Source organism: Catenulispora subtropica (assembly GCF_039531675.1).
Taxonomy (GTDB): Bacteria; Actinomycetota; Actinomycetes; order Streptomycetales; family Catenulisporaceae; genus Catenulispora; species Catenulispora subtropica.
This window is the reverse complement of record NZ_BAAAQM010000014.1, coordinates 67491-93941: the sequence shown is the minus strand read 5'-3', so window position 1 is coordinate 93941 and position 26451 is coordinate 67491. Positions and strand designations below refer to the sequence as shown.

General features: G+C 71.8%; 24 protein-coding genes and 1 tRNA gene. 14 read left to right on the top strand and 11 right to left on the bottom strand.

Features of this window, described 5'->3' with window-relative positions; translation table 11 throughout:
• The first annotated feature begins 3 nt into the window (after positions 1-3).
• Together ABD466_RS14555 and ABD466_RS14550 are read left to right on the top strand one after the other, a co-directional pair.
• Positions 4-603, top strand: coding sequence for an NUDIX hydrolase (locus ABD466_RS14555; protein WP_344657555.1), 600 nt, complete (start codon positions 4-6; stop codon positions 601-603).
• 47 nt (positions 604-650) lie between these two features.
• Positions 651-1538 (top strand): sigma-70 family RNA polymerase sigma factor, encoded by an 888-nt coding sequence (locus tag ABD466_RS14550; protein WP_344657554.1) that lies wholly within the window; start codon positions 651-653, stop codon positions 1536-1538.
• 85 nt (positions 1539-1623) lie between these two features.
• On the opposite strand, the gene ABD466_RS14545 is transcribed toward ABD466_RS14550, so the two are convergent.
• Positions 1624-3555, bottom strand: coding sequence for a serine hydrolase domain-containing protein (locus tag ABD466_RS14545; protein ID WP_344657553.1), 1932 nt, complete (start codon positions 3553-3555; stop codon positions 1624-1626).
• Positions 3556-3689: 134 nt separating this feature from the next.
• On the opposite strand from ABD466_RS14545, the gene ABD466_RS14540 reads away from it, so the two are divergent.
• From ABD466_RS14540 to ABD466_RS14530, 3 genes are all read left to right on the top strand, one after another.
• Entirely contained in the window at positions 3690-4982 is a 1293-nt protein-coding gene (locus ABD466_RS14540) for a sensor histidine kinase (protein ID WP_344657552.1), read from the top strand.
• Positions 4934-5578 (top strand): LuxR C-terminal-related transcriptional regulator, encoded by a 645-nt coding sequence (locus tag ABD466_RS14535; RefSeq protein WP_344657551.1) that lies wholly within the window; start codon positions 4934-4936, stop codon positions 5576-5578. The genes ABD466_RS14540 and ABD466_RS14535 overlap by 49 nt, the downstream gene beginning before the upstream one ends.
• 111 nt (positions 5579-5689) lie before the next feature.
• Complete coding sequence (locus tag ABD466_RS14530) at positions 5690-7636, top strand: cell wall-binding repeat-containing protein (protein WP_344657550.1); 1947 nt, start codon at positions 5690-5692, stop codon at positions 7634-7636.
• Positions 7637-7724: 88 nt separating this feature from the next.
• On the opposite strand, the gene ABD466_RS14525 is transcribed toward ABD466_RS14530, so the two are convergent.
• The 3 genes from ABD466_RS14525 to ABD466_RS14515 are packed head-to-tail and all read right to left on the bottom strand — an operon-like array spanning position 7725 to position 10122.
• The gene (locus tag ABD466_RS14525; protein ID WP_344657549.1) at positions 7725-8420 is read right to left on the bottom strand and encodes a response regulator transcription factor; all 696 of its coding nucleotides are present in this window, start codon (positions 8418-8420) and stop codon (positions 7725-7727) included.
• A 50-nt stretch (positions 8421-8470) separates the two neighbouring features.
• Positions 8471-9616, bottom strand: a complete 1146-nt coding sequence (locus ABD466_RS14520; RefSeq protein WP_344657548.1) for a sensor histidine kinase — start codon at positions 9614-9616, stop codon at positions 8471-8473.
• Positions 9604-10122, bottom strand: a complete 519-nt coding sequence (locus ABD466_RS14515; protein WP_344657547.1) for a CcdC protein domain-containing protein — start codon at positions 10120-10122, stop codon at positions 9604-9606. The genes ABD466_RS14520 and ABD466_RS14515 overlap by 13 nt, the downstream gene beginning before the upstream one ends.
• 273 nt (positions 10123-10395) lie before the next feature.
• Between ABD466_RS14515 and ABD466_RS14510 the strand changes: the two genes are divergently transcribed.
• Entirely contained in the window at positions 10396-11613 is a 1218-nt protein-coding gene (locus ABD466_RS14510) for an acetyl-CoA C-acetyltransferase (RefSeq protein WP_344657546.1), read from the top strand.
• Between the two features lie 41 nt (positions 11614-11654).
• Here the strand turns inward: ABD466_RS14510 and ABD466_RS14505 are convergent, their stop codons facing one another.
• Positions 11655-12092 carry a hypothetical protein gene (locus ABD466_RS14505; RefSeq protein WP_344657545.1) on the bottom strand — a complete coding sequence of 146 codons (438 nt, stop codon included), beginning with the start codon at positions 12090-12092 and terminating at the stop codon, positions 11655-11657.
• A gap of 172 nt (positions 12093-12264) precedes the next feature.
• Here ABD466_RS14505 and ABD466_RS14500 point away from each other — a divergent pair, with 172 nt between their 5' ends.
• Together ABD466_RS14500 and ABD466_RS14495 are read left to right on the top strand one after the other, a co-directional pair.
• Positions 12265-12495 (top strand): DUF4287 domain-containing protein, encoded by a 231-nt coding sequence (locus tag ABD466_RS14500; protein ID WP_344657544.1) that lies wholly within the window; start codon positions 12265-12267, stop codon positions 12493-12495.
• A gap of 300 nt (positions 12496-12795) precedes the next feature.
• A tRNA-Leu gene (locus tag ABD466_RS14495) sits at positions 12796-12878 on the top strand.
• A gap of 63 nt (positions 12879-12941) precedes the next feature.
• On the opposite strand, the gene ABD466_RS14490 is transcribed toward ABD466_RS14495, so the two are convergent.
• The gene (locus ABD466_RS14490; protein ID WP_344657543.1) at positions 12942-14057 is read right to left on the bottom strand and encodes an SGNH/GDSL hydrolase family protein; all 1116 of its coding nucleotides are present in this window, start codon (positions 14055-14057) and stop codon (positions 12942-12944) included.
• A gap of 153 nt (positions 14058-14210) precedes the next feature.
• Between ABD466_RS14490 and ABD466_RS14485 the strand changes: the two genes are divergently transcribed.
• Positions 14211-15596 carry a cystathionine beta-synthase gene (locus tag ABD466_RS14485; protein ID WP_344657542.1) on the top strand — a complete coding sequence of 462 codons (1386 nt, stop codon included), beginning with the start codon at positions 14211-14213 and terminating at the stop codon, positions 15594-15596.
• Between the two features lie 2 nt (positions 15597-15598).
• On the opposite strand, the gene ABD466_RS14480 is transcribed toward ABD466_RS14485, so the two are convergent.
• On the bottom strand, positions 15599-16750 hold the full coding sequence (locus tag ABD466_RS14480) for a PucR family transcriptional regulator (RefSeq protein ID WP_344657541.1): 1152 nt from the start codon (positions 16748-16750) through the stop codon (positions 15599-15601).
• 140 nt (positions 16751-16890) lie between these two features.
• Here ABD466_RS14480 and ABD466_RS14475 point away from each other — a divergent pair, with 140 nt between their 5' ends.
• Together ABD466_RS14475 and pruA are read left to right on the top strand one after the other, a co-directional pair.
• Positions 16891-17817, top strand: coding sequence for a proline dehydrogenase family protein (locus ABD466_RS14475; protein WP_344657540.1), 927 nt, complete (start codon positions 16891-16893; stop codon positions 17815-17817).
• Between the two features lie 54 nt (positions 17818-17871).
• On the top strand, positions 17872-19503 hold the full coding sequence (pruA, locus tag ABD466_RS14470) for an L-glutamate gamma-semialdehyde dehydrogenase (protein ID WP_344657539.1): 1632 nt from the start codon (positions 17872-17874) through the stop codon (positions 19501-19503).
• Between the two features lie 39 nt (positions 19504-19542).
• Here the strand turns inward: pruA and ABD466_RS14465 are convergent, their stop codons facing one another.
• Positions 19543-19758, bottom strand: coding sequence for an FmdB family zinc ribbon protein (locus ABD466_RS14465; RefSeq protein WP_344657538.1), 216 nt, complete (start codon positions 19756-19758; stop codon positions 19543-19545).
• Between the two features lie 109 nt (positions 19759-19867).
• Between ABD466_RS14465 and ABD466_RS14460 the strand changes: the two genes are divergently transcribed.
• Positions 19868-21145, top strand: a complete 1278-nt coding sequence (locus ABD466_RS14460; RefSeq protein WP_344657537.1) for a S8 family serine peptidase — start codon at positions 19868-19870, stop codon at positions 21143-21145.
• Here ABD466_RS14460 and ABD466_RS14455 read toward each other — a convergent pair whose 3' ends face one another.
• The 3 genes from ABD466_RS14455 to ABD466_RS14445 form a co-directional block, all read right to left on the bottom strand.
• The gene (locus ABD466_RS14455) at positions 21146-21757 is read right to left on the bottom strand and encodes a DUF1990 domain-containing protein (protein ID WP_344657536.1); all 612 of its coding nucleotides are present in this window, start codon (positions 21755-21757) and stop codon (positions 21146-21148) included. It lies immediately after the preceding gene.
• Positions 21758-21773: 16 nt separating this feature from the next.
• Complete coding sequence (locus ABD466_RS14450) at positions 21774-22823, bottom strand: alpha/beta hydrolase (RefSeq protein WP_344657535.1); 1050 nt, start codon at positions 22821-22823, stop codon at positions 21774-21776.
• Positions 22824-23008: 185 nt separating this feature from the next.
• Positions 23009-23884 (bottom strand): YihY/virulence factor BrkB family protein, encoded by an 876-nt coding sequence (locus ABD466_RS14445; protein ID WP_344657534.1) that lies wholly within the window; start codon positions 23882-23884, stop codon positions 23009-23011.
• 110 nt (positions 23885-23994) lie between these two features.
• Between ABD466_RS14445 and ABD466_RS14440 the strand changes: the two genes are divergently transcribed.
• Entirely contained in the window at positions 23995-24309 is a 315-nt protein-coding gene (locus ABD466_RS14440; RefSeq protein WP_344657533.1) for a hypothetical protein, read from the top strand.
• A 74-nt stretch (positions 24310-24383) separates the two neighbouring features.
• Entirely contained in the window at positions 24384-26378 is a 1995-nt protein-coding gene (locus tag ABD466_RS14435; protein ID WP_344657532.1) for a hypothetical protein, read from the top strand.
• The last annotated feature ends 73 nt before the right edge of the window (positions 26379-26451 follow it).

Below are 26451 nucleotides of genomic sequence, written 5' to 3'. Positions count from 1 at the left end.
CCCATGAACGCATCGGTCTCGGACCAGGACATCCGTCGTCTCGTCGCGGGCTACCTGGCGGTCCACCCCGACCAGGCCGAGCGCCTCGCGGTCTTCACCGAGGCGCTGGCCGACGGCGAGCGCATGACCGATCGCCGGACCCTGCCCGGCCACGTCACGGTGGGCGCCTTCGTCGTCGACGGCGAAGGCCGCCTGCTCCAGATCGCGCACAAGGCCCTGGGACGCTGGCTCAACCCCGGCGGGCACACCGAGCCCGGCGACGCCACCCTGATCGACGCCGCCCGCCGCGAACTCCGCGAGGAGACCGGCCTCGGCGCCGACCAGGTGACGCCGCTCGGCGACGCGGAGCTTCCCCTGGGGATCGACGTGCACCGCATCCCCGCCAATCCCGCCAAGGCAGAGCCCGAACACTGGCACTTCGACTTCCGTTACGCCTTCCGCCTCGCCGGCACCGCCGGGACGGCCGCCGTCGAGCTCCAGCTCGAAGAAGTCGACGACCACCGCTGGATCCCCTTCGAGGAAGCGGGACTCGGGCCGGACACGGACGCCCTGGCCGAAGCCCTCGCCGCTCCTGTCACAAAGTCCGCCGCCCGGAGGTCATGACTCCGAACGCGCCGGACACGCCGGCACACAGGGGAATGGGGACCGCGATGAACGACACCGCATGGCTCGCCGACCGCTTCGAGGAGAACCGGCGGCACCTGCGCGCGGTCGCCTTCCGGATGCTCGGCTCGCTCACCGAGGCCGACGACGCCGTCCAGGAGTCGTGGCTGCGCCTCAGCCGCCAGGACTCCGAGCGCGTCGACGGCATCGACAACCTCACCGGCTGGCTGACCACGGTCGTCGCCCGGGTCGCCCTCACCATGTTGAAGAACCGCGGCCGCGAGGACTCGCTGGAGTCCGTCCACATCCCCGAGCCGATCGTCTCGCCGGAGGACGGCCTGGACCCCGAGCACGAGGCGCTGCTCGCCGACTCCGTGGGCCTGGCGCTGCTGGTGGTGCTGGAGACGCTGCAGCCGGCCGAGCGCCTGGCCTTCGTCCTGCACGACATGTTCGCCGTCCCCTTCGAGGACATCGCGACCATCGTCGGCAAGTCCCCGGCGACCGCCCGCCAGCTCGCCAGCCGGGCCCGCCGCCGCGTGCAGGGCGCCGACGCGGTCCCGGATCCGGATCTGGGACGGCAGCGCGAGGTCGTGCGGGCCTTCTCCGCGGCCTCGCGCGGCGGCGACTTCGCGGCCCTGGTCGCCGTCCTCGACCCGGACGTGGTCCTGCGCGCCGACTACGGCAGCCTGCCGGCCGGCCTGAAACTGGTCCGCGGCGCCGAGGCGGTGGCCCGCCAGGCGCTGATGTTCGCGCGGTTCGCGATGCACGCGCGCCCCGCGCTCGTCAACGGAGCGCCGGGCCGGGTCACGATCGTGGACGGCAGGCCGATGGCGGTCATGGGCTTCACCGTGGTGGACGGCCGGATCAAGGAGATCGACATCCTGGCCGACCCGGAGCGGCTGGCCGACGTGGACCTCACGGTCCTCGACGCCTGATCCGCTCCGGGCCGGCCGGCCCCCGATTCGTCGTGTCCCGGAGCCCGGTCCCGAGCCGCCGATCCCGAGCCGCCGATCTTCAGGCTCAGGGCCACACCAGGTTGTAGGCGGAGGCCACGGTGAGGAAGGCCACGGCGCCCAGGGTGGTCAGCGTGTACGCGATCCGCCCGGCCGGCCGCCACCAGCCCAGCCTCCAGGCCGCGGCCGTCCCGGCGATCAGCCCCACCGTGCTGAGCGCCAGCAGCGTGTTCAGCACGAGCAGCGTCGTCAGCCGGCCCGAGCCCAGCATCACGGTCTCGTTGAACGCGTTGCTGTCGCCGGTCATGCTCAGGAACCCGAAGGTGAACACGGTGGCCAGTCCGCCGGCGACCGCGGCCAGGATCCGGGCGTAGCCCGCCCAGCGGGGCTGGGCCTCGCGGCCGCGCAGTCGGCGTACCAGCGCCAGGATCGGGAAGCCGAGGAAGGCGAGCGCAAGGATGCCGGCGCCGGTGAAGAACATCGGCAGGTGCAGGGCGGGGGAGGCGTACCAGTCCAGCTTGTAGTAGGCGATGGTCGGGTCGATGGTGGTCGCGAGGTGGCCGTGGCCGTCGAAGACCAGGCGGTCCTGGCCGCCCCGTTCGCGGAACTCGCCGTCGCCCAGCGGCTCCCAGCGCTGCTCGCCGGCGTCGGGGTTCTGGGACAGGCCGTCGGTGGTCAGCGTGCCGTCGCCGTGCGCCTCGACCGTGACCGCGCTGACCAGCCCGGCGACCCGGGTGACGTCGCCGCGGCTGACGCGGTCGCTGCGGTAGGTCCCCGCGTACGCGTCCGCCTTCGGGCCCGGGACCGGCGTGCCCCGGACCGGGACGGCGCCGGAGCCCGTGAAGGTCTTGTCGACGATCTGGTTGATCAGGTCCTTGCCGTCCCACGCGGCGCGGCCGCCGGTCCCGTCACCGTTGTAGACCACGTATATACCGAGGCCCTGCTTCGGCAGCAGCGCCATGTTCGTGTGGAAGCCGGGGACGTCGCCGTCCTTGAACAGGATCCGCTGGCCGTCGCGCGGCCGCTCCTCGAAGAGGTAGGCCATGCCGGGCAGGCGCGGGTCCATCGTGAAGTGCTGCTTCTGCACCAGGTCGGCGACGCCGGCGCCGAGGCGCGGGTCGGCGGCCAGCTGCGCGGCCATGAACTTGGCGACGTCGGTCGCGGTGGCGACGGTGCCGGCACCGGTCGGCGCCCACGCACCGTACTGTCCGGCCTCGGCGGTCTGGCCGCCGCCCTCGGGGCGGTAGCCCTTCGCGAGGTTCGCGTCGAGCGCAGCAGGGTGCGGCTGGGCGAAGGTCGAGTCCGCCATCTGCAGCGGACCGAAGAGGTGGTCCTGCATGTACTGCGCGAACGGCTCGCCGGAGACCGTCTCGACGAGGTGGCCGGCCAGTGCGACGCCGTAGTTGTCGTACGCGGTCAGCGTGCCCGGCGGGCGCACCCGCGACGGCTGGTGGCCGGCGAGGTATGCGCCGAGCCGCGGCACGTCCTTCGGATCGCGGACGGCGACGCCGAGCGGCTCGTCGTCGAACCCGCCGGTGTGGGTCAGCAGGTTCTCGACGGTCACCGGCTTGCCCGGGAAGGTGTCCTGGATCTGGAAGTCCTTCAGGTAGGTGTTCACCGGCGCCTCAGGATCGAGCTTGCCTTCCTGGATCAGCTGCGCGACCGCTGTCGCGGTGAAGACCTTCGCGACGGAGCCGGTGAAGAACTCGGTGCGGGCCGGGTCCACCAGGGTCCTCTTGGCGACGTCCGAGAAGCCGTATCCCTTGGAGAAGACCGTCTGCCCGCCGGAGACGACCACGACGGCCGCACCCGGGATCCTGTCCTTCGCCAGCTGCGCGCCGACGGTCCGGTCGATGAGCGGAGCGATGCCCGACAGGTCCGGCGCGGCCGCCGCGCCGGCCGCGGAGGTCACGGGAGCCGCGGCCGGAGCCGCGTGCGTCGCAGTGCCCGACAAGGCCGAGGCGGCGATGGTGACGCCGGAGATGATGTTCGTCCACATGTCTTCAGCGTGCCCGGGGAAACCGGTCGTGGTCATTGGCCCTAAGTCCCATGATCAGGGTGTACTTAGGTACACCCGGAACAGGGTGTGTAGAACCATCGTTCCCAGCGGGGCGCTCCAGAAGACTTGAGGACATGACGAACACCAAGAAGCGGTTGAGCGCGGTCGCCGAGGGCGGGTTCTGGTTCTTCGTGATGCTGCTCCCGATGCTCGTGGGCTACATCGCGCTGACCCTGGTGGTCGGCCTGGCGGGCATCGGTCTGGGCCTGCTCATGGTCCCGCCGGCCGCCGCGTACCTGCGCTGGCTCGCCGACATGCGCCGGACCAAGGTGCGGGAGTGGCGCGGGATCGACATCCCGGAGCCCTACCGTGCGGCGCCGGAGTTCGGCGGGGGCTGGTCCGGCTACTGGCAGAAGATCAAGTTCCACGGCACCGACCCGGCGTTCTGGCGGGACGGCGCGTGGGTGGCGGTCGACCCGGTGGTCGGCGCGTTCCTCGCGATCGTGCCGCTGGGCCTGGTGCTGAACGGCCTGTGGGGCGTCGTGATCACGGCGATCTGGCCCACCCTGACCCGGCACGGCTTCCACGACTGGTACCTGTTCATCCACGTGCACACCGGCAACGAGGGCCTGCGCTGGGCCCCGGCCGCGGTCGGCGTCCTGGAGGCGGCCCTCGGCGTGGCGATCGCCCCGGCGCTGCTGAACGCCCACGCCCGCTGGTCCCGCGTGCTGCTCGCCCCGACGCCGGCGCAGGTCGAGGCCCGGATGAAGCACCTGACCGACACCCGTGCCGACGCCCTCGACACCCAGGCCGCCGAGCTGCGGCGGATCGAGCGCGACCTGCACGACGGCGCGCAGGCCCGGCTGGTCGCCATGGGCATGCACCTGAACGCGGCCTCGCAGCTGCTGGAGAAGAACCCTGAGGCGGCGCAGAAGCTGCTGATGGAGGCCAAGGACTCCTCGGCCAAGGCCCTGTCCGAGCTGCGCGATCTGGTGCGCGGCATCCACCCGCCGGTGCTGGCCGACCGCGGCCTGGTGGACGCGGTGCGGGCGCTGGCCCTGGACGCGGCGCTGGACGTCGAGGTGCAGGCCGAGGTCCCGGGCCGGCTGGACGCGCCGCTGGAGTCGGCGGCGTACTTCGCGGTCAGCGAGGCGCTCGCGAACACGGCGAAGCACGCCCACGCCTCCCGGGTCTGGATCGACATGCGCCTGGCCGGGGGCCTGCTGAAGATCACGGTCACGGACAACGGCGTCGGCGGCGCCGACCTCGCCGCGGGCAGCGGACTGCGCGGGATCGAGCGCCGCCTTGCTACCTTCGACGGGATCCTCGCCCTGAGCAGCCCGCAGGGCGGCCCGACCGTCGTGACCATGGAGCTGCCGTGCGCGTCGTCCTCGCCGAAGACCTCTTCCTCCTCCGGGACGGCATGATCCGCCTGCTGGAGGCGTACGGGTTCGAGATCGCGGCGGCCGTCGGCGACGGCCCCGCCCTCGTGTCCGCCCTGATCGAGGAGCGGCCCGACGTGGCGGTGGTGGACGTGCGGATGCCCCCGACGTTCACCGACGAGGGATTGAAAGCGGTGCTGGAGGCGCGGCGGGTGGTACCGGGTCTGCCGGTGCTGGTGCTGTCGCAGTACGTTGAGCAGCTCTACGCCGGCGAACTCCTCGCCGACGGCGCCGGCGCGATCGGCTACCTGCTCAAGGACCGCGTCTTCGATTCCGACAGCTTCGTCGACGCGGTCCGCCGCGTCGCCGGCGGCGGCACCGTGATGGACCCCGAGGTGATCTCGAAGCTGCTGGCCCGCGGCGCGCGGAAGGAACCGCTGGAAGAGCTGACCGACCGGGAGCGCGAGGTGCTCGGCCTGATGGCCGAGGGGCGCTCCAACGCGGCGATCGCCGAGCGGCTGGTGGTGACGGAGCGGGCGATCGCGAAACACACGTCCAACATCTTCATGAAGCTGGGGCTGCCGGAGTCGGCGGACGACAACCGGCGGGTGTTGGCGGTGCTGGCTTATCTGAAGGGGTGAACGAAGCACGGCCGTTTGGACGAAGGGTTCTCATACTCTCGTACCTGTCGACGGGAAACTCATGGCGCATACGATCGCGCAGCTTCCACTGTCGACAAGGTAGGGATCCCTTTGCCCAGAACCTTCAACCGCCGGGTCTCGTTGGCGCTGAGCGCGGTCAGCGCGATCGCGGTGACCGGTGTCATGGCCGCGTCCCAGGCGCACGCCGCCTCGGCGCCGGCCAACGGCGTCCTGGCCTATTCCTTCGGATGGACCTGGCAGGAGGTCAATCCCGACGGCAGCGGCCAGCACCAGGTGGTGCCCAGCGGTCCGGCCACCGTCGGCAAGAACGTCCTTCCGACCAGTCCGCAGTTCTCCTTCGACGGCAAGAAGGTCGCCTTCCGGAACGACCAGGACCTCGCCATCTGGGTGTCGGACGCCGACGGCACCAACGCCCATCCGGTGGTTCAGAACGCCCAGCACCCGGCGTGGTCGGCGGACGGGTCGGCGCTCTACTTCATCCGTGACTTCCAGGTCTGGACGGTGAAGGCCGACGGGACCGGAGCGACTCGGATCCTGGCGTCCCTGCCGCTGCAGGGCAACATCATGTCGCTGCAGACGTCGGCCTCCGGGCTCATGGCGGTCGGGACCGACTATCAGCCCCAGGGCGGGACCTTCATCGTCGACCCTGTCGCGCAGACCCTGAAGGGCACGATCACCGGCACGGACCACGCTGCGGTCTCGCCGGACGGCCAGCATGTCGCGGCGGTCGCCACGATCCAGCCCTCCGGCAGTTCCGGCTACGTTTCAGGGCTCTATGAGTTCGACATCACCGGTGCGAACCCCGTGCTGCTGAACCCGGCGAACTGGAACATCAATCTGAAGGCGCCGACCTGGTCGCCGGACGGAACGCAGCTGGTGTTCGTCGGCAATGAGACCGGCAGCGCGGCCGGCGGCATGGCGTTGACCGCCGCCACGCCCGGCGCCACGCCGCACCTGATCCCCAACACCACACAGAAGCCGGAAGACGAGGCGGCCAGCTGGCTGAACGGTCCCCTCTACACCGCGCCGCCGGACCCGGCGCCGGTCGTCCCGCCGATCGCCTCGATCCCGGCCGGCACGCACGCCGCCGTCCGGCTCGGCGGACAGGACCGCATCCTGTCCGCGATCGCCACCGCCGACTTCGCGTTCGGCGACGGCCGCCCGAAGGCCGCGGTCGCGGTGATCGCGCGTTCCGACGGCTACGCGGACGCCCTGGCCGGCAACGCGCTCGCGGCGCAGAAGCGCGGGCCGTTGCTGCTGACCGGGAGCGACAGCCTGGACCCCCGGGTGGCCCAGGAACTCGGGCGGGTCCTGCCGCAGGGCTCCGTGGTCTACGTCCTCGGCGGTACCAGCGCTGTCAGCAAGCACACCGAGGACCAGCTGCGGGCCGCCGGATATGTGGTGAACCGGATCGGCGGGATGAACCGCTTCCAGACCGCGACCGGGATCGCCCGGGCGATCAGCTCTCAGCCGCACACGGTCATGGTCGCCACCGGGACGAACTTCCCCGACGCACTGGCCGCCGGCGCCGCCGCGGCGCAGGACCCGGCCGGCGGTGTCGTGGTCCTGACGTCCGACTCGGCGATGCCCGCCGAGACGGCCGAGTATCTCCGTGCGCTGAACCCCGCGACCACGGCGGTCTACAGCGTCGGCGGCCAGGCGACCTCGGCGATGGCGGCGATCCCGGCCCTGAGCGGGCATTACACGCCGCTTCGCGGTGCCGACCGGTACGCCACCACTCTCGCCGTCGCGTCGAACAAGACGTTGTTCCCGCACCCGGCCACCGTCGGCCTGGCCACCGGGGCCAACTACCCCGACGCGCTGGCCGGCGGCGCCTTCGTCGGCCTGATGCACGGCCCGATCCTGCTGAGCGACGGCGGTTCCGTCCCGGCCGGCGAACTGGGCTGGCTGCACGGCCAGGGCACCGGGATCGGGACGCTCGCGGTGTTCGGCGGTCCGGCCGCCGTTCCGGACAGCGCGCTGAAGGCGGCCGCGAACGCGATCTGGTCGCCGGGCGACTGGCGGATGTGGCCCTGACGCGCCATGCGGCGCCACCGGTCGCGTCCTCGGCGCGACCGGTGGCCCGCCGAGCCCCGTGGCCCCGTGGCCCTGCGCGGCCCCGCGGCTAGTTGGCCGGCTCGGCGTACCCGTGGGTGAACGCGTACTGCACGGCCTGCGCCCGGTCGCGGCAGCCGGTCTTCGTGAAGATCCGGTTGATGTGCGACTTCACGGTGGCCTCGCCGACGAACAGCTTCTTCGCGATCTCGCGGTTGGAGTGGCCCGCCGCGATCAGGCGCAGGACGTCGGCCTCGCGCGGGCTGAGGTCGTCGCCGGGGGGTTCGAGGACTGACCTGGCCGGGGCCGCCCCTGCTGCCGGAGCCGCCTGGGCCGCCGGAGCCGCGGTCGCCGCCGCGAGCAGCTGCCGCTGCACCGCCGGGTCCAGGATCGCCTGCCCGGCGGCGGCCGCCTTCACCGCGCGCTCGATGTCGGCGCGGGTCGCGGCCTTGGTGAGGTAGCCGAGGGCTCCGGCGCGCAGGGCGCCGACGATCGACTTGTCGTCCTCGTACGTGGTGAGCACGACGACGCGGATCTCAGGGTTCTCCGCCAGGACGCGCGACGTCGCCTCGATCCCGTCGGCCCGCGGCATGTTCAGGTCCATCAGGACCACATCCGGGGTCAGCTCCGCGGCCAGTTCCGCGGCCTCCAGCCCGTCCGCGGCCTGCCCGACCACCGTCACGCCGGACATGGTGTCCAGCAGCAGGGCCAGGCCTTCGCGGACCGCGGCTTGGTCGTCGGCGATCAGGACTCGGATGTCGGTCATCCGGGGATTGTCCCGCAATCGGGGGCGGCCGCGCTCGTTCCTCGTCGCGGTCATCCTGGAACCACCGCGCGCACCACCCACCGGTCCCCGTCCGGCCCCGCGGTCAGCGTCCCGCCGACGAGCTCGATCCGTTCGCGCAACCCGTCGAGGCCGAACCCGCCGCCGGTCGCCGTCAGCGGCCGGTCGGCTCCGGCGTCGGGAAGGGAGTTCGACGCCGAGAGCCGGACCACGTCGGTGTCGTATCGCAGCTCCACCGCGACAGCCTGGCCCGGCGCGTGCTTGCGCGCGTTCGTCACCGCCTCCTGCGCCGTCCGGTACAGCGCCAGCGCCGCGTCGGCCGGCAGCCGGCGCGGCCCGCCGACGGTGGCCATCGCGCCGCCGTCCGCCTCCACCAGCGAGCCGATCATCGACGGCAGCGGCCCGAGGTCGTCGCGCAGGGCGTGCACGGCGCGCCGGCTCTCCGCGAGCCCCTCGCGGGTCAGCTGCCCGGCGCGCTCCACGCAGCGCACCGCCTTGGCGACGTCCGGCTCCTGCTGGGTCAGCAGCGCCTGGGCCGCCTCGACCTGCATGGCCAGCGCGCCCAGCGAGTGCGCGAGGATGTCGTGGATCTCCCGCGCGATGCGGGTCCGCTCGCCGAGCACGGCGGCCTCGGTCTCGGCCGCCGACGCCCGCCGCGTCTGCTCCAGCAGCAGTTCGGCCTGGTCCGCGCGCTGTGCGACGCCGTAGCGGATCATGCCCATGCCCAGGGCGGTCCCGAGGATCACCACGAAGCCGATCACGGCGGTGGCCGGGGCCCCGAGCACCAGGCCGCCGACGGTGAGCGCGAACATCCCGAGCACGGTGACCGCGGTCGAGGCCGGCGGCGCCAGGTTCGAGCCGGCGGCGAAGGACGCGACCGCGGCGACGGCGATCGCCGGGCCGCCGGGCTGCAGCGCTCCGAGCAGCCCGCCGCTCACCGCCATCACCGCCAGCGGCGCGACCAGCGGCAGTTTCCTGACGTCGAACACGACCAGCCCGATCCAGGCCAGCGCGGCGACCATCAGGGTGACGGACAACGCCAGTCCCCGGCCGTGCAGCCCGGGCTGCGGGTGGACCCCGGCGATCGTCACGCCCAGGGCGAACAGGCCGCCCAGGCGCATCCCCTGGATCCCCCAGACGTAGCGGCGGTCCCGCAGCGTCTCCGTCAGCGTTCCCATGCCTCGATCCTCTCGCGGATCAGCTGCCGGCGGCGGGAGGCCATGGCGCCGGTGCGGGCGAGCAGCATCGCGACCGCCATCAGGAGCAGTGCGTCCGTGAGGCCGGCGACGGTGACGCGGTGCGCGGCCATCCACCGGCCGATCTGCTGGGGAAACCAGTGCTGGGCCGCGTAGGCGAAGGCCAACCGGGCGCCGATCACCGCGGTCCACAGCGCCGCGTAGCCGGCGCCGGCCCGCGAGTGGATCCGGCCGCTCTGGCGGGAGTCCTCGAACCGCATCAACGACGCCGCGTACAGGCCCAGCAGCGCGCCCACCGCGGCGCCGCCGACCTCCAGCGCCAGCCCGGTGCCGTCGCTCTGCGGATGCTTGAGGTACAGCGGGACGATCACCACCGCGACGATGACCGGGCGCAGCAGCCGCAGGCCACTGACCTCGCGGAAGCCGAGGTCGGTCAGCAGGACGGCGGCGAGCACGACGAGATTCACGATCCAGACACTGGCTTCCATGGTGGCTTCCTCCCCTATTGGCCTATATGTGGTTTTTCCCTCCATTGCTCACGTTCTAAGAGGTGCGGGGGCGGATTCGCCGTCAAGAGGGATGGACTTAGGGTGGGTACGAGGGACAGCGGCGTCCGGGAAGGCCGTGAGTTCTCCCACACCCGGCATTACCAAGCGGTAGCTTCCGAACTACGCTGGCCCCACACACACGAAGCGGCGCCGACCGCGCGGCCCTGAAGCCGGCAGGCGACGACCCGGACCCTTTCGCTAGGAGTGACCCCCATGCCCGAGGCTGTGATCGTCTCCACCGCGCGCTCCCCGATCGGCCGCGCCTTCAAGGGCTCGATGACCTCCATCCGGCCCGACGACCTGACCGCGCAGATGGTGCGCGCGGCGCTGGACAAGGTCCCCGGTCTCGACCCCCGCGAGATCGACGACATGTACCTGGGCTGCGGCCTGCCCGGCGGCGAGTCCGGCTACAACATGGGCCGCGTGGTGGCCACGCTGCTCGGCTACGACCACCTGCCGGCCGCGACGATCACCCGGTACTGCGCGTCCTCGTTGCAGACCACCCGCATGGCCTTCCACGCCATCAAGGCCGGTGAGGGCGACGTGTTCATCTCGGCCGGCGTCGAGACCGTCTCGCGGTACGCCAAGGGCTCCTCCGACGGCCTGCCGGACACCCAGAACCCGCTGTTCACGGACGCGGTCAACCGGACCAACCTGTTCGCGGCCGGCGGCCAGACGTGGCACGACCCGCGCGAGGACGGCGAGCTGCCGGACATCTACATCGCGATGGGCCAGACCGCCGAGAACCTGGCGCAGCTCAAGGGCATCTCGCGGCAGGAGCAGGACGAGTTCGGCGTGCGCTCGCAGAACCTGGCGGAGAAGGCGATCGCCGACGGGTTCTGGGAGAAGGACATCACGCCGGTCACGCTGCCGGACGGCACCGTGGTCAGCAAGGACGACGGCCCGCGGCCGGGCGTGACCTACGAGAAGACCTCGACGCTGCAGCCGGTGTTCCGCCCGGACGGCACCGTTACCGCCGGCAACTGCTGCCCGCTCAACGACGGCGCGGCGGCCGTGGTGATCATGTCCGACACCAAGGCCCGCGAGCTGGGCCTGACGCCGCTGGCCCGGATCGTCGCCACCGGCGTGACCGCGATGTCCCCGGAGATCATGGGCATCGGCCCGGTGGGCGCGACGCAGAACGCGCTGCGCAACGCCGGGATGTCCATCGGCGACATCGACCTGGTGGAGATCAACGAGGCGTTCGCCGCGCAGGTCATCCCGTCGTACCAGGACCTGGGGATCGACCTGGACAAGCTGAACGTGAACGGCGGCGCGATCGCCGTCGGCCACCCCTTCGGGATGACCGGCGCCCGGATCACCAGCACGCTGATCAACTCGCTCCAGTGGCACGACAAGCAGTTCGGCCTGGAGACGATGTGCGTCGGCGGCGGACAGGGGATGGCGCTGATCCTGGAGCGCCTGAGCTAGCGGGCCCTCCTCGGGCGGTCGGAGGGCCCTCCGCAGAGTGGTCAGAGTGCCTTACGCAAGGCGGTCGTGCTGTCCAGCACGGCCGCCATCGCCTTGTCCGCCGGCACCCGGCCCTCACCGGGCGTCCAGACGAGGGTCTCCCGGGGGTCCTTGAGGGCCAGGTAGGCGGACAACAAGTCGTTCCCGACCACAGCGATCTGGTCACCGAGCGCGAAGACCCCGAGCACCGGCAGCTCGCGCCAGGCCGGCGGCCGCGGGCTGTCCCAGCTCTCCATGCCCTGGGCCAGCAGCGTGACCTGCGTCGCGAGCCAGTAACCGGCCTGCGCGCGGTCCCCGTAGGGCTCCAGCCGGAGCGCGAACTTGGAGTGGGGCAGCCGCCGGTAGGCCTCGGCGACCCGGGTCAGCTCCCCGGCCATCGCCTCCGGCAGCGACGGATCCGCGTCCGCTTCCTGGTCGGCCGGTTTGGTGCGGGAATCCATCCGGGAAGGATACGGGGGACGAATGCCGTCCGAACGATGCGGCACGTCACCGACCGCCCGGACCATCCCTGGCGACGCAATCGCCAGGACTCGTTCCCCTTGCCAGCGGCCCCGCCGTCAGGCACGCTGGCGCTCACGGACCGTATTCCACGTCCATACCGGAGGCGCCCGTATGACGATCCACCACTCCGAAGAGACCCATCGCAACCTGCTCGCCCGCATCCCCGCCGCCACCGGCCGCAGCCTGGACACCTGGTTCCGGCTGGTCGACGCCGGCCCCTCCCTCCCCCGCTTCGAAGAGCGGGTCAACTGGCTCCGCGCCGAGCACGACCTCCCGCGTGGCTACGCCAACGCGATCGTCCACGAGATGGACCTGAAGCGCGCCGCCCGCGCATTCGGATAACTCCCCCCACCCCGGAATCACAGAGCCCCCGGCGTGTGCCGCCGCGGGCTCTGTAGCTGCGCGCCCCGGCACCATCCGGCCCGCCCCTCACCCGGATGACCGCGCGAACACCGCAGGAACACCGCCCCCGAGTCCGGTGAAAGTCCTCTCCCACCACTGCCGCGCCACCCACCCCGACCTGCATCCGAAGCGGACCTCCAGCGGACCCGCGCTGGAACTCGATCACGCTCGCGCCGAGATCTCGCTACGCTGAAGCCCGAAGGATCATCCGGAGCGGCGAACCCGCGGGATGGGCCTCCGGCCCAGATGGTGGAACAGGCAGACACAGCGAGCTTAAACCTCGCGGCCTTCGGGCGTTGCGGGTTCGACTCCCGCTCTGGGCACCCATGTGACCGCTTTTCCGACCTGTTGCGTGCGTCCTTACCGTGACGCGCCCACGAGCGCGATCAGGCGCCGGTCGCCTCGATCCGCGCGGCGCTCGCCGACGCCGACGACCCGGCCGACCCGGCGCCCGTGGCGTCCGTCGCCCCCTCGACCTCGGCGACCTCCACCGGCTCCGCCGGTTCCGTGATCTGCCGCCGTCTCCGGTGCCGCAGGATGCTCCAGCCGGCGCGGGCGGCGCCGCCGACCTCGCGGCCGACCTCGGTGCCGCCGTGCTTCGCGGCGAGTACCGCGGCGCGGGCAAGCGGCATCCTGGCCTCGCCGCGGGCCGGTTCCAGGGTGTCCGGGCGGCCGGCTTCGGCCTCCGGCCAGCGGCCGACGGCGGCGGCGATGGACGGGAGCAGGGCCATGGCGGCGGTGGCGTAGCCTTCGGCGCTCGGGTGGAAGCGGTCCGGGCCGAACATGTCCTCGGGGCGGGCGTCGAACTCCGGGCCGAGCAGGGCGCCCAGGGACACCGTGCGGCCGCCGGCCGACACCACTTCGATGGTCTGGGCCGCCGCGAGTTGGCGGGACCAGCGGCGGGCCAGGCGGCGCAGGGGCTGGGCCACGGGGCGGATCGTGCCCAGGTCCGGGCAGGTGCCGACGATCACCTCGGTGCCGGCGGCGCGGAGGCGGCGGACGGCGTCGCCCAGGAAGCGGACCGACTCGGCGACCTTGACGCGGTGGGTGACGTCGTTGGCGCCGATCATGATCACGGCCAGGTGCGGGGCGTTGCCCGCGGCCAGGACGCGTTCCAGCTGCCAGCCCAGGTCGGACGACTGGCCGCCGACCTTGGCCACGTTGTGCAGGCGGACCGGGGCGCCGGCGGCCTCGGCCAGGCCGGAGGCGAGCAGGGCGCCCGGGGTGCGGGCCGACTCGGTCACGCCGTAGCCGGCCGCGGAGCTGTCGCCGAGGACCGCGATGCGCAGGACCTCGACGCCGGGTGCGGCATACCACGCGCCGTAGACGCCGTCGGCCCGGGGCGGGTCGCCCTTGGGCGGGCCGATGGCGCGCCGGGCGAGCTTCGCCTCGGCGACGATCAGCCCGATGGCGCCGCCCGTGAGGACGCCGATCCCCCCGCCGCTCAGTGCGGCAGCGGCGGCGACGCGCTTGGCGACCCTCAGCCTTGTGAGCCCGGTCATCGTCGGCACACCTCCTACTACCCTCACCTGAAGTATGACCGCCGTTCCAGCGACCTTACCGTGCACGGTGTCGGCTACGACGTGAAGATTTCGCACCGTAGGCTAGTGGCCACCGTAAAGAGCCGCCCTATAGAGAAAGCGGAGACACCGCAGATGAAGTACGCCGAGTCCATGGTCGATCTGGTGGGCGACACCCCGCTGGTGAAACTCAACAACGTGACCAAGGGACTCCAGGCCACGGTCCTCGCCAAGGTCGAGTACTTCAACCCCGGCGGGTCGGTCAAGGACCGCATCGCGCTGCGGATGATCGAGGCCGCGGAGCGTTCCGGCGCGCTGAAGCCCGGCGGCACCATCGTCGAGCCGACCTCCGGGAACACCGGCGTCGGCCTGGCGATCGTGGCGCAGCAGAAGGGCTACAAGTGCGTCTTCGTCTGCCCGGACAAGGTCTCCACCGACAAGATCAACGTCCTGCGCGCGTACGGCGCCGAGGTCGTCGTCTGCCCCTACGCGGTCGCGCCGGAGCACCCGGACTCGTACTACAACGTGTCCGACCGCCTGGTCCGCGAGATCCCGGGCGCCTGGAAGCCGGACCAGTACTCCAATCCTGAGAACCCGGCCTCGCACTACCACTCCACCGGCCCGGAGCTGTGGGAGCAGACCGACGGCCGGATCACCGCCTTCGTCGCCGGCATCGGCACCGGCGGCACCATCTCCGGCACCGGCCGCTACCTCAAGGAGGTCTCGGACGGCGCGGTCAAGGTGATCGGCGCCGACCCCGAGGGCTCGGTCTACTCCGGCGGCACCGGCCGCCCCTACCTGGTCGAGGGCGTCGGCGAGGACTTCTGGCCGACCGCCTACGACCGCGAGATCGCCGACGAGATCATCGCGGTCTCCGACAAGGACTCCTTCCTGATGACCCGCCGCCTGGCCCGCGAGGAGGGCCTGCTGGTCGGCGGCTCGTGCGGCATGGCCGTGGTGGCGGCCCTGAAGTACGCCGAGCGCCTGGGCCCGGACGACGTCGTCGTGGTGCTGCTGCCCGACTCCGGCCGCGGCTACCTGTCCAAGATCTTCAACGACGACTGGATGGCCGACTACGGCTTCCTGACCCCCAGCACCGAGGAGCCCACGGTCGCCGAGGTCTTCGCCCGCAAGGGCCAGGGCCTGCCGGAGCTCGTCCACATGCACCCGCACGAGACCGTCGGCGAGGCCATCGAGACCCTCCGCGAGTACGGCGTGTCGCAGATGCCGGTCGTCAAGGAGGAGCCGCCGGTGATGGCCGCCGAGGTCATCGGCTCCATCGTGGAGCGGGACCTGCTCCGTGCCCTGTTCTACGAGAAGGCTTCGCTGGAGGACCGCCTCGACCAGCACATGTCCCCGCCGCTGCCCCAGGTCGGCTCCGGCGAGCCGGTGTCGGCGCTGGCCACGGCGCTGGAGAAGGCGGACGCCGCGGTGGTGCTGGTCGAGGGCAAGCCGCAGGGTGTGGTGAGCCGCCAGGACCTGCTCGGCTTCCTCAGCACGAACCCCTCGCTGAGCGCGTAGCCCTAACCCACCAGCGGTGCCAGCGACACACCGAGGTGCAGCCGCAACCGGTCTCGACCGTCACTCAGGTCGAGACCGGTGATCCGCTGGATCTTCTCCAGCCGGTGATACAGCGTCTGCCGGTGAATGCTCAGCGCCGCGGCCGTCTGCTGTGCGCTGCCCGCGTGGTCCAGATACGTCTGCGCGGTGAGAAGCAACTCCGGTTCCTCAAGCAGGCGCCGCACGGCGGGGTCCACGACGGCATCGCGGAGCTCCCGCTGCGGCCCACAAGCGAGCAACCGGTAGATACCTAGGTCGGCCCATGCCGCCGTCGGCCGGAACGCCGGGACGGCTCGGCCGACCCGCACAGCGAGCCGCGCCTCCCGCCAACTGGCCCGCGCCTCGGCCAGGTCTTCGCGCGGTGCCCCCACTCCTACTATTACGCCGTCCCGGACATCCGCACCCAGACGTTCTCTATAGAGCTCCAGCGCGCGGTCCGCGATATCCGCGACAGAGTGCGGCCCCGGAACCAGCAGGCTGATGTGATCGGTCTCCGCCGCCGCCAGCACCGAGCGTGGCAGTCGCCACAGGTTCAGCGGCACCGACTGCCAGTCCTCGCCGCGCACCGTCTCCAGGGCCAACACCGCCACCGGCCGGTCCCGCTCGACCAACCCGAGCGCGGCGATCTCCTCCGCGGCCTCCTCGGCCACCGCGCGCTCCGGGGACAGCAGGTTCTGGAGCCGTTCCTCCATCCGCTCCCGGACCCGCGCCTGCTGGGCCAGCAGCGCCCCGGCGCGCGACGCCTCGTGCATCGCGCCGTTGAGCAGCTCGTCGTCCAGCCGCCCGTCCGCCTCCAGCAGCCACACGTAGCCGTAGGTCACCCCGTTCCAGCGCGCCGGGAGGCAGACCCGCGGCAGGACGCCGTGCTCCGGGTCCGCCGGGGTGCGCACCGGGCGGTCGCTGCGCGCGATCCCGAACCCCTCGAACCAGGCCCGCACCTCCGGTGAGGAGCGGCGTTGGAGGATCGAGCGCTGCCGGATGACGTCCAGACCGCCGGACTGGGAGGCGAACGCCACCAGGTTGAAGTCCCGGTCCTCCAGCGTCGCTGAGGCGGCGGCCAGGCGGGAGATGCCATCCACGAGGTCCTGGAAGTGGTCGGTCGCCGACGTCGCCATCAGACAAGTGTATGACGATTTCGGGCGAAGATCGTGGCAGTCGTCCATATCCTCGGGGCTCGACCCGGATCTACCGTCCTCCCAGAAGACTCCGCCACCGCTGCGCCACCAGGTGCGCCACCAGGAAAGCCAGGCCCGCCATGCTCAGCCGCACGCTTCTCGCCGCCTCCCGCAGCCGCAGGATGCGCGGCCTCGTCACCGGGGTCCCCGTGACCCGGCGCGTCGTCGACCGGTTCGTGGCCGGCGAGAACCTCGACCAGGCCGGCGCGGTGATCGGCGACCTGGTCCGCGAGGGGCTGACGGTGACCGTGGACCGGCTCGGCGAGGACACCGTCGACGCCTCGGACGCCGCCGCCACCCGCGACGCCTACCTGGCGATGCTGAAGCGGTTCGCCGAGATGGGCGTCGCCGACCGCGTCGAGGTCTCCCTGAAGCTCTCGGCCCTGGGCCAGAAGCTGCCGAAGGACGCCGCGCAGATCTCCCTGGAGAACGCCGTCGCCATCGCCGAGGCGGCCCGCGACGCCGGCACCACCATGACCCTGGACATGGAGGACCACACCACTGTCGACGCCACCCTCGGCACCCTGCGCGAGCTGCGCGGCGAGTTCCCGTGGGTGGGTGTGGCGATCCAGGCCATGCTGTTCCGCACCGAGGGCGACATCACCGATCTGGCCACCGCCGGCTCGCGCGTCCGCCTGGTGAAGGGCGCGTACATGGAGCCCGCCTCGGTCGCGCACCAGGACAAGCACGAGGTCGACAAGGCCTACGTCCGCGCGATGAAGACCCTGATGCGCTCCTCGGCGTACCCGATGATCGGCAGCCACGACCAGCGCGTGATCGACATCGCGCACACCCTCGTCGCGGACACCGGCCGGCAGCCGGACAGCTACGAGTTCCAGATGCTCCACGGCATCCGCACCACCGAGCAGCGCGCGCTGGTCGCCGGCGGCGAGACAGTGCGGGTCTACGTGCCGTTCGGCGACGACTGGTACGGCTACTTCATGCGCCGTCTGGCCGAGCGCCCCGCCAACGTCATGTTCTTCCTGAACTCGCTCGTCAAGCGTTAACCGAGCCACCCAGCGCCAACCCGAGCAGCTACCAGAGGGGATCCCCCGCACCATATGGACGCCATCACGCACACCCCGGCCCCGGTCAACGAGCCGGTCCGGGCCTACGCCCCCGGCAGCCCCGAGACCGTCTCCCTGCAGCGCCGGGTCGCCGAGCTCGCGGCCGAGCGCCACGAGCTCCCGATGACCATCGCCGGCCGCCGCCGGATGGCCTCCGGGGAGCGCATCGAGGTCGTCCAGCCGCACAACCACAAGCACGTCCTCGGCGACACCGCCAACGCCTCCGCCGCCGACGTCTCGGACGCCGTCATGGCGGCCAAGGCGGCGGCCCCGGCGTGGCGCGCGCTGCCCTTCGACGAGCGCGCGGCGGTCATCCTGCGCGCCGCCGACCTGCTGGCCGGCCCGTGGCGCGACACCCTCAACGCCGCCACCCTGCTGGGCCAGTCCAAGTCGGTGCAGCAGGCCGAGATCGACAGCGCCTGCGAGCTGATCGACTTCTGGCGCTTCAACGTGCACTTCGCCCGGCAGATCCTGGCCGAGCAGCCGCCGGCCAACGCGCCCGGGGTCTGGAACCGCACCGACCACCGGCCGCTGGACGGGTTCGTCACCGCCATCACCCCGTTCAACTTCACCGCCATCGCCGGCAACCTGCCGACCGCCCCGGCGCTGATGGGGAACACGGTGGTGTGGAAGCCCTCGCCGACGCAGCAGCTGGCCGCGCAGCTCACCATGGAGCTGCTGGAGGCCGCCGGGCTGCCGGCCGGCGTCATCAACCTGGTCACCGGCGACGGTCTGGCGGTGAGCGAGGTGGCCCTGGCCGACCGCGACTTCGGCGGCCTGCACTTCACCGGCTCCACCCGGACGTTCAAGGCGCTGTGGCGGCAGACCGCGGAGAACCTCGACGTCTACCGCTCCTACCCGCGCATCGTCGGCGAGACCGGCGGCAAGGACTTCGTCGTCGCGCATCCCAGCGCCGACCCGGCCGCCCTCGTCACCGCGCTGGTCCGCGGCGCGTTCGAGTACCAGGGGCAGAAGTGCTCCGCGGCCTCGCGCGCCTACATCCCCCGCTCCCTGTGGGAGTCCGGTGTGCGGGAGCAGCTGGCCGGCGTCACGGAGACCATCACCTACGGCGACGTCACCGACTTCTCCTTCTTCGGCGGCGCGGTCATCGACCGGCGGGCCTTCACCAAGCACAGCGACCTGTTCGCCCGGGTGCGGGCCGAGGGCAAGCTGGAGATCCTGGCGGGCGCCACCGCCGACGACTCACAGGGCTTCTTCGTCCAGCCCACGGTCCTGGTCGGCGACGACCCGCACCACGAGGTGTTCACCGAGGAGTTCTTCGGCCCGATCCTCGCCGTGCACGTCTACGACGACGCGCGCTACAGCGAGGTCCTCAAGCTGGTGGACGGCTCCACGCCCTACGCGCTTACCGGTTCGGTGTTCGCCACGGACCGCGCCGCGGTCGAGGAAGCGCACCGCACGCTGCGCTTCGCCGCGGGCAACTTCTACGTCAACGACAAGCCGACCGGCGCGGTGGTCGGGCAGCAGCCGTTCGGCGGCGGCCGGGCCTCCGGGACCAACGACAAGGCCGGCTCCGCTCAGAACCTGCTGCGCTGGCTCAGCCCGCGCACCGTCAAGGAGACCTTCGTGCCGCCGGTCGACCACCGGTACCCGCACATGGGCTGAGGAACCGCACCCGGTTCCCAGCCCGCGCCGACCGGCTGCCTAACCGCAGCAGCCCCCGCCGCAGCATCCGCCAGCGTTGCCGGATGCTGCGGCGGGCTTGTTCGCGCCGCCGACGTTGACGGCGACGGTGGAGATCAGCTTGACGGTGTCGTCGTGGCCCGCCGGGCAGGTCGCCGGGGCCGACGCCTCGGACATCGGGCGCGACAGTTCGAAGGTGTCGCCACAGGCGCGACAGCGGTATTCGTAACGGGCCATGCTCGGCAGTGTAGACGCCGACCGCAGGCCCGCCCAGCAGCGGGAAGTCTTATTTATGATCATCGGGCTGGTTTGCGTCGTCTGATATAGAGGCGCGATGCTAGTGCGCATGTCGCGCCGTTGGACGTCGCTCTTAGGTGCCTGCGCAGTGGTCTCCCTGGCGGCCCTGCCCCCCTCGGCGTACGCGGACGACCCCGCCCCCGTGAAACCGGCGGTCCAGTGGCCGCTCACCTATCTCAAAGCCGACCAGGTGTGGCAGCTCACCAAGGGGAGCGGCGTCACCGTCGGCCTGGTCGACTCCGGCGTCTCGCCGCTCGGCGACACCCGCGCGAACCTGCTCTCCGGCGCCGACTTCTCGGAGGGCGCGACCAGCTCCGGGATCGCCCACATCGACACCGACACGGACAGCCACGGCACCACGATGGCCGTCCTCATCGCCGGCACCGGCGGCGGCGCGGGCCTGCGCGGCCTGGCGCCGGAGGCGAAGATCCTGCCGGTCCGCATGCAGAAGCAGACCGGCGAGGACCCGGTGAAGATCACCGACGCGGTGAAGTTCGCGACCGCGCAGCACGTGAAGGTGATCAACATGTCGCTGGGCACCGCGCCGACGCCGGAGCTGGCGGCCGCGGTGAAGGCGGCACAGGACGCTGACATCGTGGTGGTGGCCGCGGCGGGCAACGGCGGGGGCAAGGTCATCACGCCGGCGTCGTACCCGGGCGTGGTGGCGGTCGGCGCGGTGGACTCGACCGGCACGCGGTGGGCGTCCTCCAGCTACGGCCCGCAGGTCGCTCTGATGGGGCCGGGTGTCGAGATCCCTGTAGAGAACGCGGACGGAGTACCCAAGACGGTGCGCGGCACTAGTAACGCGACCGCTTATGTGACGGCTTCGGCCGCGCTGGTGCGTGCTCTGCATCCGGACTGGACGGCGGGGCAGACCATCCGCGTCCTCTTGGCGACGGCTACCAAAGCCGGCGGTGCCAGTGGCCTGACGCGGAACGACCAGTACGGCTACGGGATCGTCAACCCTCTGGCTGCGCTCAACGCCGGGGCCCCTGTGGCAAAGGACAACCCCTTGGTGGCGGGGGCCGCCGCACTGGCGGCGGCGCTCCCTGCCAACGCTCCGTCGGCTTCTCCGTCTACACCGGCTCCCGTCTCAAGTAGCAGCGCGTCGCCTGCCCCGACCCCTTCCACTGCGCCGCCGACTAATACACAGGCTGTGGAAAACGCTGCGAAGGCGGCCGCTACAGAGAAGTCCGGACTGCTGTCCTCGCGGCGGAACAAGATTCTCGCGGCGTGCGCGGGAGTCGCCGTGCTCGGGTTCTTGCTGCTACTGCTGAACCGCGGGCTGAAGCGGAGAGAACTACGGCGTAACCGAGCTTGGCACTAGTCAGCGGGGCCTTATGGCCATCGCCAACAAGTACTTGTTCGTATAGCGGTTCTGGATGATCCGTGTGACCGGTCCACCCAACCGGGAGTACCAGACCGCGGGCTGGGAAAACGCCATCACGGTGAACTCCACGAGCCCTTCCGCGCGCGTCACATAGAAGGCCTCGCGTCCGCGCTCCGGGTGTCCCGGCAACGCCTCGTAAGCGAACCCGGCCCAGTCGGCGCTGTCGAAGTCCGCCGCCACGATCCGGAACGGGGCCCGTAGCGGGACCACCCCGGCCACCCGAGCCGTCAGCCGCCCCTCAAGACCGACCTCCGGTGCGGGAAGCAGGCCGTCCGGCGTATCCCTCACCTCCACCCGCATCCCCGCCCCGATCTGCGGCCCCCACGCGCGCAGCATCGCCCGCGCGCGCTCGAAGGCGCGGTCCGCTGTGGAGTCGTCGGGGTGGAAGGCGTGCGCGATCGGGATGGAGCGCCGGAAGTACCGGTAACCGTCCGGAACCGGGCCGATCGCGACGTCGCCCGGATGCGGATGCGGATGCGGATGCGGATGCGGATGCGGGTCCGGGCGCGGGTCCGGGTCCGGCGTGGCGTCGCCGGAACGGGGCGTCATGGCGTCCGTGACGCCGCTACCGCGCCGTCACCTCGTCCGCGCGCCCCAGCGCGATCAGCGCCAGGTTCCGCAGAGCGGTGTCGCCGGTGCGCAGGTAGTCGCTGTGGCCGCCGTTGCCGGCGTCGAAGCGGCGGGCGCCGAAGGCCGGGTCGACCGGGTCGTCGCCGAAGCCGAGGTCGACCCCGAGCAGGTCGACTTGGACGTGCGGGACGTCGGCGATGCCGTCGTTGCCGCCGCGGCCGGCCCAGACGCGGGCGCCGGTGTTCAGGTCGGCGACCGAGCCGACGCCCATGCCGGGCGAGCCGAACACCGCGATGTCGGTGGCCTTGACGGAGTGCGCGGCCTGGCCGCAGACCACGGAGCCGTAGCTGTGGCACAGCAGCGTCACCGGCGCGTTGTTCACCGAGCGGAGCTGGTTCAGGAACGTCTTCAGCGCCCGGGCGCCGGACTCGGCGTGGCCGAGGGTGGTGACGTGGATGCTGTCCACGGACGGCGGGTCGTAGCCGAGCCAGCCGATGACCGCCAGCGAGCCGTGGGCGCCGAGGTCCTGGGCCTGCGTGAAGAGCGACTCCGCGCCGCCGCCGGGGCCCTTGACGCTGTCGAAGTTGGAGAGCGTGTTGCCCGCGCCGGGCACCACGACCGCGATCCGCTTGGCGTGCACCAGGTCGCCGACCACCTCGATCCCGCGGCCGTCGCCGGAGGGGTCGAAGGACAGGAAGTCACGGCTCGGAAGCGCGAGGTTGCGCAGCGTGTGCGCGAGCATGGCGTCCCCGCCGTGCTCGGCTTCGTCGGCGGCCTTCACCAGTGCGGCGCGGTTCAGGTCGTAGCGCTCGGTCAGCGTCGAGACACTCAGAGTAGGTAGTTTCGGCATCGGGCTGTAGGCGATGCTCGCGTGCGCGGGTCCGCTCGTGATCAGCGTCGCACCGACCGCGATCGAGACCGCCAGGGCCTTGCGGCGGATCCCGTTGGGCATGATCTTCCCGGGGCGCAGGCGGTTCAGGTGGTGCCGGGCTTTGTGCGGCAGCAGAAAGCCTAGCCCGATGCGGGCGGAGTCGAGCGGGCGCATCGCATCGGTTCCTAACAGCTTGGGGGGATTCAGGCGATCCTACGCGATCCGCCGGACCCGCCGGGACCGGCTCGCTTGATCGCTTCTTGCGATGATCGGTGCTTGACAGATCATCTGCGGTTGATCGCGCTTTGTCGAGGGGCCGGCGGCGTATTTGGCCCTGCGACAACTGACGGACGATCGGATCAGTCGAACAGCGACCGGGGCCACGTCCGATGGGCCCTCACCACGTCGGTCGCCACCGCGATCAGCGTCAGCCGGGCCTGGAGGTAGATCCACGCCAGCAGTCCGAGCACCAGACCGAAGACCCCGTACAGCGCCGAGGAGTGGCGCAGCTGGTGCGCGGCGATGGCGCCGCCGAGGTACTGCAGGCCCTGCCAGAACACCGTCGTGAGCAGCGCACCCCGGAAAAGGTCGCGGGTGCGGACCTCGGCCGCGGTGGCGATCCGGAACCCCAGCCAGAACAGCAGCCCGGTCAGGACGAAGGACGCGGCCAGCAGCCCGATCCGGCTGCCGGCGCTGAAGGCGCGGCCGCTGGCCCACTCGCCGACCGAGGTCAACACGGTCGTGGACAGCACGCCGAGCCCCATCGTGGCGATGATCCCCAGGCTGCGCAGCCAGGAGGCCGGGAACCCGGGCCGCCGCTCGTCCGGCACGCTCCACAGCATGTTCATCACGTACTGCGCGGCGTTGGCCAGGCCGAGAGCGCCGACCACCGTGGTGACGATGCTGATCGCCAGCCCCACGCCGCTGCGCGAGAAGCCGTGGACGTTGGTCTTCAGCTGGTCGCCGATCACCGGGAAGTCGACCAGTGCGGAGTTCAGCACCCGCTCCTGCACCCCGGGGTAGTGGCGCAGGACCGCGCCGAGCACCGTGGTGAGGATCAGCAGCAGCGGGAACAGCGAGACGAAGGCGAAGAACGTCATGATCGCGGCCAGATAGCCGACCTTGGACTTCTGCAGCTCCCGCCACACCGCGACCGGGAAAGCGAGGACGGTGTGGCGCTGTTGGAACCGGTCGAGGCTGCGGGCCGCGCCTTGCAGCCAGGACAGTGGGGCCATGGAACTCATATAAGCACTGAGGCGACGGGGGCCCCTCCCCACCACGCCGGGCTAGGTTAAGATGCGAGCCGGCCGCCGGGAGCCGGGGATTGTCAGGGGGTGGATTCGCCGTGGCCAGCCACGCGCAGCTCGCGATCGACCTGGAGGGGATCCAGGACTGGGGGAACGCGCTGAACAACGTGCGCTCCGGCATAGACCAGCCGGTGGAGTTCTCCTCGTGTGACGACCAGCTCGGCACCGACCCCGCGTCCATGGCCGTGCAGAACGCGCTGGCCGACTTCGACCGGGCCTGGAAGGACGGCCGCGCGGTCGTCGACTCCTACATGAGCGCGCTGTCCAGGATGTGCGACGACACCGTCGCCCGGATCCGGCAGCTCGACCACTCGCTGGTGCCGCCGACGCCGCACCACCGGCCGGACATCTGAGCCACACCCGGGGAATCGAAGGCTGACGCACCGGGCCGGCCGCCGGCCCGGTCACGGGGACGGGAGCGCACTACGTGGCACGCGGCGCACAGTGGGGCCTGCTCGGGCTGGACGTGGATCCGGTGCCCGGCGACCCGGCGAAGCTGGACTACCTCATCTCGCGCATGCACAACCTGGCCGACGACGCCGACCGCGCGCGGCGCGGGGTCGTGGGGCTGCTCGCCGACCGGGCGCTGGACGGCTGGCTGGGAGCCTCCGGCGACGCCTTCCGCAGTGCCTGTGAGCCACTCCCGGACCATCTGCAGAAGCTGCGGCAGTCGTACGAGGACGCGGCCTCGGCGCTGAAGAAGTACCAGAAGGCGTTGACCGACGCGCGGACCATGTCCGGCGCCGCCGTCGCGGACGGCGTGACGGCGTACGGGACGTACAGCTGCCTCGGCGACGCCCCGCCCTGCCACCGCATGGACGACGCGGAGTACCAGCGGTGGGTCGACAAGCTCGGCCGCGACCTGATCCTGCAGCATCAGAAGAGCGCGGATCCGAACGGGGCGTCGCAGCACACGACGTTCGTCGGACCGTACGCGTGGGCGCCGGAGCAGCGCTCGCTGCTGGCCGCCCGGGCGTCGGCGCTGCAGGCGCAGACCGACAACACCAACGCGGCGAACGCGTGCCACCAGGCTCTGGAGGACGCCGCGCACTTGGCGGCGGCCCTGACGAGGATCACGGGCGCCGGCGCCTCGACCCCCGGCGTGACGTTCGACGAACGGTTCAAGAACGCCGGCGGCGACATCTCGAAGCTGGTGCTGGACCCGGCCGCGGGACAGGACGTCGAGACCGCCGGCATGCCGCCGACCGGCACCTCGGCGCAGGATGTCGCGGCGTGGTGGAACGGCCTCGACCCGGCGGCGCGGGACCGGTACGTCCACGACCACCCGGCGGAGATCGCGGGCCTGGACGGGATTCCGCAGGAGGCGAGGGACGAGGCGTACCGGGTGCTGCACCCGACGCCGCACACGCCGCATCACGGGGACGACGGAAACGGCCGGCGGCGGCACGCGAAGAGCGGAGACGGTGACCACACGGCGCATCATTCGGGGGACCGTGCGGGGGACGGTCAGGGTGGGCGGCATCGGGGCGGCGGGGACCAGCCCGCCCAGCCGCCCAAGGAGGATCGGCCGCAGCCGGACCAGCCGGACCAGCCGGACCAGCCGGTTCACGACGGGGATCCGAAGGCCGGCGACCACGACCCGCGGCACGAGCCGGGTGCGCCGGGGCACGATGACACCAGCCCGAAGCGCCCGGACGACCCGGGGCGGCGGCATGGCGGTCCGCCGGTCCCGCCGAACCAGACGCCGCCCAACGATCCGGCGCAGCCTTCCGACCCGAGCGGCCACAACCCGTTCTCGCCAACGGATCCGGCGCCCGATCCCGGCGTCCGGATCAGCATGCCGGCACCGGTCGTGGAGCCGCATCCGCACGCCGCCGACTACCACGTGACCAGCGAGCCGCACCACTCGTCGCCGCACCACACCGCACCGCCCGCCGACCTGTGGCGCACCGGCTCGCACTCCGCGTACCAGGAGGTCGCCGCCCCGGACGCGGCGGTGTGGCTGCCCGGCGCGAACGCCCCGCACGCCGACCTGGGCATGGACACCGACCAGTGGGCGGCCGGTGCGCACGTTCCGCGCATCGACGCCAGCACCAGCGCCGACTTCTGGTTCTCCAGCGGCCACTCGCTGCGGGACGGCGTCGGCATGGACTCCGGCGTGGCGGCCGGCGCGTTCTCCCCTGGCGGCGCGCCGGGAGTCTTCGAGCAGGTGGCCCATGCCGCCGCCGGGTCGTACCACCCCGGGGCCGACGTCTTCCAGCCCCTCCAGGCCGGGGCCGCCGCCGGAGTCTTCGAGCGAGTAGGCCATCTGGCGGCTGACGCCTATCAGCCCGCAGCTGACGTCTATCAGCCCTCCGGCGCCTTCTCGGGCGAGGCCCCTAACCATCCCGCCCAGACCGTCGCCTCCAGCGGCGTCCTCCTCGAAGACGAGCGCTCGACCGACCGCCGCTACTACTCCTGAGCATCGCAGGGTACTCAGCCCTCGGTTGAGTACCTTCGCGCTTGTGCCCGGTTGCTGCGCCGATCAGGCTGGT

Excerpts from the sequence above, each read along its gene's own strand:
- ABD466_RS14445 (WP_344657534.1), bottom strand. The coding sequence starts at position 23,884 with ATGGCCCCACTGTCCTGGCTGCAAGGCGCGGCCCGCAGCCTCGACCGG.
- ABD466_RS14515 (WP_344657547.1), bottom strand. The coding sequence starts at position 10,122 with ATGGAAGCCAGTGTCTGGATCGTGAATCTCGTCGTGCTCGCCGCCGTC.
- ABD466_RS14550 (WP_344657554.1), top strand. The coding sequence starts at position 651 with ATGAACGACACCGCATGGCTCGCCGACCGCTTCGAGGAGAACCGGCGG.
- ABD466_RS14460 (WP_344657537.1), top strand. The coding sequence starts at position 19,868 with ATGTCGCGCCGTTGGACGTCGCTCTTAGGTGCCTGCGCAGTGGTCTCC.
- ABD466_RS14450 (WP_344657535.1), bottom strand. The coding sequence starts at position 22,823 with ATGCGCCCGCTCGACTCCGCCCGCATCGGGCTAGGCTTTCTGCTGCCG.
- ABD466_RS14520 (WP_344657548.1), bottom strand. The coding sequence starts at position 9,616 with ATGGGAACGCTGACGGAGACGCTGCGGGACCGCCGCTACGTCTGGGGG.
- ABD466_RS14490 (WP_344657543.1), bottom strand. The coding sequence starts at position 14,057 with ATGACCGGGCTCACAAGGCTGAGGGTCGCCAAGCGCGTCGCCGCCGCT.
- ABD466_RS14555 (WP_344657555.1), top strand. The coding sequence starts at position 4 with ATGAACGCATCGGTCTCGGACCAGGACATCCGTCGTCTCGTCGCGGGC.
- ABD466_RS14480 (WP_344657541.1), bottom strand. The coding sequence starts at position 16,750 with ATGGCGACGTCGGCGACCGACCACTTCCAGGACCTCGTGGATGGCATC.
- ABD466_RS14525 (WP_344657549.1), bottom strand. The coding sequence starts at position 8,420 with ATGACCGACATCCGAGTCCTGATCGCCGACGACCAAGCCGCGGTCCGC.
- ABD466_RS14465 (WP_344657538.1), bottom strand. The coding sequence starts at position 19,758 with ATGGCCCGTTACGAATACCGCTGTCGCGCCTGTGGCGACACCTTCGAA.
- ABD466_RS14510 (WP_344657546.1), top strand. The coding sequence starts at position 10,396 with ATGCCCGAGGCTGTGATCGTCTCCACCGCGCGCTCCCCGATCGGCCGC.
- pruA (WP_344657539.1), top strand. The coding sequence starts at position 17,872 with ATGGACGCCATCACGCACACCCCGGCCCCGGTCAACGAGCCGGTCCGG.
- ABD466_RS14500 (WP_344657544.1), top strand. The coding sequence starts at position 12,265 with ATGACGATCCACCACTCCGAAGAGACCCATCGCAACCTGCTCGCCCGC.
- ABD466_RS14540 (WP_344657552.1), top strand. The coding sequence starts at position 3,690 with ATGACGAACACCAAGAAGCGGTTGAGCGCGGTCGCCGAGGGCGGGTTC.
- ABD466_RS14455 (WP_344657536.1), bottom strand. The coding sequence starts at position 21,757 with ATGACGCCCCGTTCCGGCGACGCCACGCCGGACCCGGACCCGCGCCCG.
- ABD466_RS14505 (WP_344657545.1), bottom strand. The coding sequence starts at position 12,092 with ATGGATTCCCGCACCAAACCGGCCGACCAGGAAGCGGACGCGGATCCG.
- ABD466_RS14475 (WP_344657540.1), top strand. The coding sequence starts at position 16,891 with ATGCTCAGCCGCACGCTTCTCGCCGCCTCCCGCAGCCGCAGGATGCGC.
- ABD466_RS14485 (WP_344657542.1), top strand. The coding sequence starts at position 14,211 with ATGAAGTACGCCGAGTCCATGGTCGATCTGGTGGGCGACACCCCGCTG.
- ABD466_RS14545 (WP_344657553.1), bottom strand. The coding sequence starts at position 3,555 with ATGTGGACGAACATCATCTCCGGCGTCACCATCGCCGCCTCGGCCTTG.